We start from the raw sequence: 7,772 nt of genomic DNA, 5'->3' as shown, positions 1-7,772 counted from the left end.
AGCACGTTCGCAGCGCCCTGGCCGCCGTGCCCGCCGTTGCCGATGAGAAATCCGCCGTTGCCACCGGCCCCGCCGGCGCCCGCTTTGCCGATGGCTGCGATGGCCTGACCCGTGCCGTTCCCCCCGTGGCCGCCGTTGCCGATCAGACCCGCATTGCCCCCGTTGCCGCCGGCAAACGAACCCGTGCCCGCGCCGCCCGCGCCGCCGTTTCCCGTGAGCAGTCCGCCCGATCCTCCGGCGCCGCCGACATTGCCGGCGGGGCCGTCTCCGGCACTGCCGCCCGTTCCACCGTCTCCGTGGAGGATGCCCCCGTGGCCACCGCTACCGCCCGCACCTCCGGTCGCTTGGGAGGTGCCGCCCAAGGGCAGCAAACCCAATCCTCCGGTACCGCCGGCGCCGCCGTTGCCGATCAATCCGATCGCGTCGCCCCCGGCGCCCCCGGTGCCGCCAAGACCATCTACGGCGGTGACCAGGTAGGCCCCCCCGATGCCGCCCGCGCCGCCGCTACCGATCAACAGGCCGCCGGTGCCGCCTGCGCCCCCGGCGCCTCCATTCACGCCAGCGGTGGTACTCGAGCCCCCAGGTCCGCCCATGCCACCGTTGCCGAACAGTCCGGCGGGACCGCCGTTGCCCCCGGCTTGGTTAGCCGCACCGGATCCGCCGTTGCCGCCGTTGCCCCACAAAATTCCGCCGGCCCCGCCGGGTTGGCCGGTGCCCGGCAAGCCGTTGGTGCCGTCGCCGATCAATGGGCGCTGCAGGAGCAGTTCGGTCGGCGTGTTGATCGCGTTGAGTACGTCTTGCTGCAACACCTGCCACGGATTCGCGGTGGCCGCGGCATTGGCGGCCTCGGCGCTGCCATAGGCCGCCGCACCGGCGTTCAGGGTCTGCACGAACTGCTGATGAAACGCCGCCGCCTGGGCGCTGAGGGCCTGGAACCCTTGGGCGTGGGCACCGAAGACCGCTGCCAGCGCCGCTGACACCTCGTCCGCTCCGGCGGCGAGTACCTGCGTGGTGGGGCCCGACGCCGCCGCGTTGGCCTCGCTGATCGTCGAACCGATACCCGCCAGGTCCGTTGCGGCCGCCGCCATCAGGTCGGGTTGTGCGATGAGGAAAGACATGTCCGAACCTCCACCGACGTTTATCGGCTCACGTACGTTCAAACCGGGAACGTTGCTGCTACGCCCGTTAGCAACCAACTGGCATCGAAACTACGGCAAAACCATACTGAAGCGCCAGCATTGGCCGGAGTTTTAGACCGGGCCGGGTCGGTGTTCGCGGACGGCACCGATGAGCAAGCCCGACGCCGGCGAGACGGCGCCCAGACCTGCGGCTCCGAGAGGTTAAGCCGCCGCCGGCCAGTGACTGACGGTTTACGGCCCCGCGTGTCCGTTGGGGCCGGGGATCCCGAGCAGCAACCCGCCATTGCCGCCCACCCCGGGGGTGGCGCCGACGCCGGTGCTGTTGCCCCCGATGCCTCCGTTGCCGACGAGCTGGGCGTTTCCGCCGTCGCCGCCGTTGGCCTTGTTGGTGATGGAGCTGCCGGCGCCGCCGTTGCCGCCGTCGCCGCCGCTGCCGAAGAGGGCGCCGTTGCCGCCGTGCCCTCCGTTGCCGCCGTTGAATGCGACCGTAAGGCTCTGGCCCCCGTTGCCGCCGTTGCCGCCATGGCCGAACAACCCGATGGCGTTGCCGCCGGCACCGCCCGTTCCGCCGAAGGCCAAGAGATTTTGCCCGCCGTTGCCGCCGCGGCCGCCGTTGCCCAACAACGTGCCGCCGTCCCCGCCGATGCCGCCGTTCCCGCCAGCGTCGTTGCCCCCACCGGCGCCGCCGTTGCCGATCAGGCCGGCATTGCCGCCGTGGCCGGCCTTTCCGGCGTAGCCGTTTCCCCCGGCGCCGCCATTGCCGCTGAGCAGCCCGCCGGCGCCGCCGTCACCGCCGGCGCCGGGGAAGGAGCCCTGCGAGGCCGCGGCGCCGCCGGCGCCGCCGTTGCCGTTCAACAGGCCGCCGTGGCCGCCGTGACCGCCGGAACCGGCGCCGCCCACCAAGCCGCCGGGTGCCAGCCCGCCGGCGCCGCCAACGCCACCGTTGCCGAACAACCCGATTGCGTCGCCGCCCGCACCGCCGGAACCCGCCCCGCCGACGGTGGCGCCGTTGTAGGCGCCGCCCGCGCCGCCCGGCCCGCCGTTGCCCCACAGCAGCCCGCCGGTGCCACCCGCGCCCCCTTTGCCGCCGTTAACCGAGTTCGTGACGCTCAGGCCGCCGGCGCCGCCGGCGCCGCCGTTACCGAACAACCCCGCCGGCCCGCCATTGCCGCCGGGTGAGTTCGCCGCGCCCGATCCGCCGTTGCCGCCGTTGCCCCACAGGATTCCTCCGGCCCCGCCGTTCTGGCCGCTCCCCGGCAGGCCGTTGGTGCCGTTGCCGATCAGCGGGCGGGCCAACAGCAGTTCGGTGGGTGTGTTGATCGCGTTCAGGATGTCTTGCTGCAGGACCTGCCACGGGTTGGCGGTCGCCGCAGCGTTGGCCGCCTCGGCGCTGGCATAGGCGCTCGCGCCCGCGCTCAAGGCCTGGACGAATTGCTGATGGTAGGTGGCCGCCTGGGCGCTGACGGCCTGGTATTCCTGGGCGTGCGCACCGAAGAACGCGGCCACCGCCGCCGAGACCTCGTCCTCGCCGGCCGCCAGCAGCTGCGTCGTCTCGGTCGCCGCGGCCGAGTTGGCCTGGCTGAGTGTCGATCCGAGGCCCGCCAAATCCGTTGCGGCCGTTGAAACGACGTCGGGAACCGTGAACAGGAAAGACATTTCCGTACCTCCGTCAACGCCCCCGTCCGATCGGCAAGATCGTAGCGTGGTCGTCGGGCGCGCCGCGGGATTTCGTTGGGGTTATGGGCCCTGCCGCCCGTCGGCCCCCGGCACGCCCAGCAGCAGGCCGCCGCCGCCGCCGATCCCGCCGGGTTCGAAGTAGCCGTTGCCGCCCGCACCGCCGTTGCCGATCAGCTGAGCGTTGCCGCCGTTGCCGCCCACAGATCCGGGGAAGGGGAACGAACCGAAGCCCGAGCTGCCGCCCTTACCGCCGTTGCCGATGACGCCGGCGTTGCCGCCGCGACCGCCGTCGCCGCCGTTGCCTTGACCCTGGCCGCCATCCCCGCCGCCACCGCCGCCTCCAAAGAGCCCGACGGCGTTGCCGCCGGCGCCGCCCGCGCCGCCGGCGCTGTAGGCCGACTGGCCGCCGAGGCCACCGTGGCCGCCATTGCCGAACAGGGCGCCCCCGGCGCCCCCGTTGCCTCCGACTCCACCGGCTTCGTTGAGCACCGTCTGGTCGGCCGTGCCGCCGGTTCCGCCCGCACCACCGTCGCCGATGAGGCCGGCGGCCCCGCCATTCCCGCCGGCTTTGCCACCCGTGCCGTTGCCACCGGCGCCGCCGTTGCCGTGGAGCATCCCGCCGGCGCCTCCGTCGCCGGCCACGTTGCCGTACGTGGCGACCCCGGCGTTGCCGCCGGCGCCGCCGTTGCCGTTCAACAGGCCGCCGTGTCCCCCCTGACCGCCAGCACCGGCGTGGCTCGTCGACAGGTTGCCGATAACTCCGGAACCGCCTTCGCCGCCGGGCCCGCCGTTGCCGAACAATCCGATGGCGTCACCGCCGTGACCTCCGGTGCCGGCCAATGTCGAGGACACGCCATACCCGCCGACCCCGCCGGCGCCGCCATTACCCCACAACATCCCACCGGTGCCGCCAGCGCCACCCGGCCCGGGCGACAGCGTGCCGTTGGTGGCCCCGCCCGCGCCGCCCGCGCCGCCGTTGCCGAACAGCCCGGCCGGTCCGCCGTTGCCGCCCGGTCCGCCGAAGGCGAAAGCCGTGGCGGGCGTGCCGGAGCCGCCGTTGCCCCCGTTGCCCCACAGCAGCCCGCCTGGTCCGCCGTTCTGTCCGGTTCCCGGCAGGCCGTCGGCGCCGTTGCCGATCAGCGGGCGGCCCATCAGCAGCTCGGTGGGCGTGTTGATGGCGCCCAGGATGTCTTGTTGCAGGGTCTGCCAGGGGTTCGCCGCGGCGGCGGCGTTGGCCGCCTCCGCGCCGGAATAGGCGGCCGCGCCCGCGTTCAGCACCTGGACGAATTGGTCGTGAAATGCCGCCACCTGGGCGCCCAGCGCCTGATAGCCCTGGCCGTGAGCAGCAAAGAATTCCGCGATCGCGGCGGACACCTCGTCGGCCCCCGCCGCGAGGACCTCGGTGGTCTGGGCGGCGGCGGCCGAGTTGGCCTGGGTGAGCGTCGAGCCGATGCTCGCCAAATCCGTTGCAGCGGCTGACACTAAATCCGGCGCGGCGAACACGAACGACATCGAATACCTCCCGGCGAGCACTCCGACAGGCGCCGTCGGCGCAGGTGATGGTGGAGCTGTGTAGTTAGGAACCAGATGCTACTTGCAGTGGACAGCAAATGTCGCGGTATTGGCCACGGGATGGGGCCGGCTAGGGCCCGACGCCTCCGTCGGCCCCGGGAATCCCGAGCAATAGCCCGCCGGTACCGCCTTGCCCGGGCACGCTGCCGGCGATGAAGCTGTTGCCTCCGGCGCCGCCGTTGCCGATCAGCTTGGCGCTTCCGCCGTTGCCGCCGTTGGCCGGAAAATTGCCGTAACCGCCGTTGCCGCCGTTGCCGCCGCCGCCGATGATCCCGCTGTTGCCGCCGACGCCGCCGTCTCCACCTTTGGCGACGACGGTGGCAGCGCCGCCGTTGCCCCCGTCGCCGCCGGTCCCGAACAGCCCGATGGCGCTGCCGCCGGCGCCCCCGTTGCCGCCGGCGCCAAGGGTGGATTGGCCGCCCGCACCGCCATGACCGCCGCCGCCGAACAGCGCTCCGCCGAGGCCGCCGCTGCCGCCTGTGCCGCCGGCGAGACTGCCGGACAGGCTCCCGCCGGCACCTCCGGCACCGCCGGCGCCGCCGTGCCCGATCAATCCGGTGTTGCCGCCGTTGCCGCCGTGCTGACCGACTGAGCCGCTGCCGCCGTTACCGCCGTTGCCGCTGAGTGTGCCACCGGCGCCCCCGTTGCCACCGATGTTGCCGAGGGAGCCGCTTCCTGCGTTGCCGCCCTGGCCGCCGTTGCCGTTCAGCAGGCCGCCATGGCCGCCCTGACCGCCGGCACCGCCGCTGCCAAGCGGAGTGAGGGAACCGTTACCGCCGTCGCCGCCGGCCCCGCCGCTGCCGAACAACCCGATGGCGTTGCCGCCGGCACCGCCCGCACCGGCGGTGGTCAAGCCGGCGCTGTTGGTGGAGACCCCGCCTGCACCGCCGGGGCCGCCGTTGCCGAACAGCAGCCCGCCGGTGCCGCCGGCGCCACCTGGACCAGCGGGGAGAAGGGGGTTGACGGACGCGCCGCCGGCGCCGCCGGCCCCACCATTGCCCCACAGCCCAGCGGGCCCCCCGTTGCCCCCTCTACCTAACGGCGCCGCTGACCCGCCGTTACCGCCGTTGCCCCAGAGAATCCCACCGGCGCCGCCGTCTTGCCCGCTCCCGGGCAACCCGTTGGTGCCGTTGCCGATGAGCGGGCGCTGCAACAGCAGTTCGGTGGGGGTGTTGATCGCGTTGAGGATGTCTTGCTGCAGGGCTTGCCAGGGGTTCGCCGCCGCCGCGGCGTTGGCGGCCTCGGCGCTGGCGTAGGCGCCCGCACCGGCGTTCAGGGCCTGGACGAATTGGTCGTGAAACGCCGCGACTTGGGCGCTGACAGCCTGATAGCCCTGGGCGTGTGCGCCGAAGAGCGCGGCGACCGCAGCCGACACCTCATCGGCGCCGGCCGCCAGTAGCTCCGTCGTCTGGGCCGCGGCGGCCGAGTTGGCCTGCGTGAGCGTCGAACCGATACCCGCCAAATCCGTGGCGGCCGTTGAGACCAGGTCCGGTATCGCGATGACAAAGGACATTCCGCACCTCCCGAATGGCGCATACGGTCCGCCGGTCGTGCATCGCGGGCGCGCTCGTCGGGCCGTTCAGTAGGAGTCAGATCGTACGCGCTCGCGGCTGCAGATATCGGGTTATCGGCGGGTCGCCGCCGCCCGGCCTCATTACTCGCTGATCTTGTTGCGAATGACGAATTCCCTTGCCTTGATAAGGAATTCGAGCTGCTCGCCCACCTGATGCAGGGGATCGGTGCTGCGAGTCGAGCGGGACAACACGACGGCACCCTCCAGGGCGGAGATCGACATCACCGCCAGCGACGAGGCGTCGGCGCTGTCGAAGCCGTCGTTGGCGAACGCCCGCGTCAACGCGGTGCACCAGCGGCCCAGAATGGCGCCGGCCTCGGCGGACAGCTTGGGTTCGGCGTCGTCGGAGCCGATCGCCGCGGCGACCACGGGGCAGCCGGCGCTGAAGTCGCCTTCGGAGAGAAGCCGCTCCCAGAACTCGACGAACTCGCGCAGCAGGGCCCTGGCGCCCCAGCCGGCGGCGTCATCGATCATCGCCGTGATGGAGTCGCCGGAGAACTTCAGCGCCTCGGTCAGGATCTGATTGCGCCCCTCGGGAAAGTGGTAGTACACCGAGCCGCGCGGCGCGCCGCTGCGGGCCAGCACCTCGTCGATGGTCACCCCGGCGGCGCCTCGCTCGCGCATCACCTGGGCTGCGCTGAGCAGCATCTTCTTGCGGGTGTCGCAGCGTTTGGTCGGCGCGGATTCCGTCTTTGCGTCGGTGGTAGTCGGCACCGTCGTACCTCCCGTGGCGAGCGTCATGCAGCGTGCGAGTGCCGCGGTACCGGCCAGTGCATGTTACGCGGGCTGAACCGGAACGTCCGCCGCTTGAAGTCGGGCATCTCGCGCGTGAACTGGTAGCCGCCGACGTTGAGTTCGATGATCCACATTATTTTCTCCCGGCCTGAGTGCGGCCCTAGATTATGCTTAGAAGCATATAAGACATCGGTCGAGTAAGCAATTTTTATTCCCTAAGTAACCTAAGCAGCTCAGTAAATCGGGTCTGAGCCATATCGGGCTCGCGCGCCAATCGGAACGTTACACCCGTCCTGTTATGCCCTATTGCATAACCCTTAGGCATGCGTTTGACTATGTCGATGCGGCTGGCGTGCTGTTCGCGCACGTTCCCAGGGCCGCTAGCCGCGGGCTGCAGCGCGTGACGAAACGGACGGCGCGGGCGTGTCTACGCTGACAAGATGCCCAGCGAGCCGCCGGTTGGTGTTCCCGACAACGCGGGCGAGCTGTCGCGCGTGGAGCGCATTCGCGACGCGGCGCTGAAGACGTTCGCCGCCCACGGCACCGAAGCCACGTCGCTGCGAACGATCGCCGCGGCCGCGGGCGTCTCGCTCGGGTTGGTCCAGCACCACTTCCACACCAAAGCCAACCTCGTCCAGGCCGTCGACGACCATGTGACAGCGGTGCTGACCGCCTCGCTGACCACCCCGGCCGAGGCGCCGGGCGACGACCCCGTCGCCGACATCGCGGACCGGGTGGTCTCGCTGCTCACCGATCACGCCGACCTCGTCGACTACCTGTGTCGGTCCCTCGTCGACGCCACGCCGACGGGGACGCGTGTCTTTGACACGCTGGTCACGGTCGCCGGAGGGCACTGGGACCAGCTTCGGGAACGGGGGCTGACCAAGCCCGGGCTCGACCCGGTCTGGATGACGCTCAACCCTCTGGTTCTGGTGCTGGGCATGTTCCTTCTTCGGACCCAGCTGAACCGGCACCTGCCCGAAGAAATCACGAGCCGATCGCAGGTGCAGCGCTGGCGAAACGCCACCGAGCAAATCATCGCCGACGGCCAACTGCGAAGGCCCCCAGCCGAATAG

7 protein-coding genes are annotated in these 7,772 nt (G+C 71.5%); 1 reads left to right on the top strand and 6 read right to left on the bottom strand.

What is annotated here, in order from left to right:
- The 6 genes from A5706_RS31470 to A5706_RS34850 all read right to left on the bottom strand — a co-directional run.
- Positions 1-1,118 (bottom strand): PE family protein (locus A5706_RS31470; RefSeq protein WP_156767433.1); only part of this gene is annotated, 1,118 nt, incomplete at its 3' end.
- 252 nt (positions 1,119-1,370) lie between these two features.
- Positions 1,371-2,795, bottom strand: a complete 1,425-nt coding sequence (locus A5706_RS31465; protein WP_068140499.1) for a PE family protein — start codon at positions 2,793-2,795, stop codon at positions 1,371-1,373.
- 81 nt (positions 2,796-2,876) lie between these two features.
- The gene (locus A5706_RS31460) at positions 2,877-4,328 is read right to left on the bottom strand and encodes a PE family protein (RefSeq protein WP_068140495.1); all 1,452 of its coding nucleotides are present in this window, start codon (positions 4,326-4,328) and stop codon (positions 2,877-2,879) included.
- Between the two features lie 130 nt (positions 4,329-4,458).
- A complete protein-coding gene (locus A5706_RS31455; protein ID WP_068140491.1) occupies positions 4,459-5,901 on the bottom strand; it encodes a PE family protein in 1,443 nt (480 codons plus the stop codon).
- Positions 5,902-6,042: 141 nt separating this feature from the next.
- The gene (locus tag A5706_RS31450; RefSeq protein ID WP_068140502.1) at positions 6,043-6,609 is read right to left on the bottom strand and encodes a TetR/AcrR family transcriptional regulator; all 567 of its coding nucleotides are present in this window, start codon (positions 6,607-6,609) and stop codon (positions 6,043-6,045) included.
- Between the two features lie 89 nt (positions 6,610-6,698).
- Complete coding sequence (locus tag A5706_RS34850; protein ID WP_255406357.1) at positions 6,699-6,830, bottom strand: hypothetical protein; 132 nt, start codon at positions 6,828-6,830, stop codon at positions 6,699-6,701.
- Positions 6,831-7,136: 306 nt separating this feature from the next.
- On the opposite strand from A5706_RS34850, the gene A5706_RS31445 reads away from it, so the two are divergent.
- Positions 7,137-7,772 (top strand): TetR/AcrR family transcriptional regulator, encoded by a 636-nt coding sequence (locus tag A5706_RS31445; protein WP_068140488.1) that lies wholly within the window; start codon positions 7,137-7,139, stop codon positions 7,770-7,772.

Source organism: Mycobacterium sp. E796, assembly GCF_001672815.1.
Taxonomy (GTDB): domain Bacteria; phylum Actinomycetota; class Actinomycetes; order Mycobacteriales; family Mycobacteriaceae; genus Mycobacterium.
Note: the sequence above shows the minus strand (reverse complement) of the source record. Positions and strands in the feature narration are given on the sequence as shown.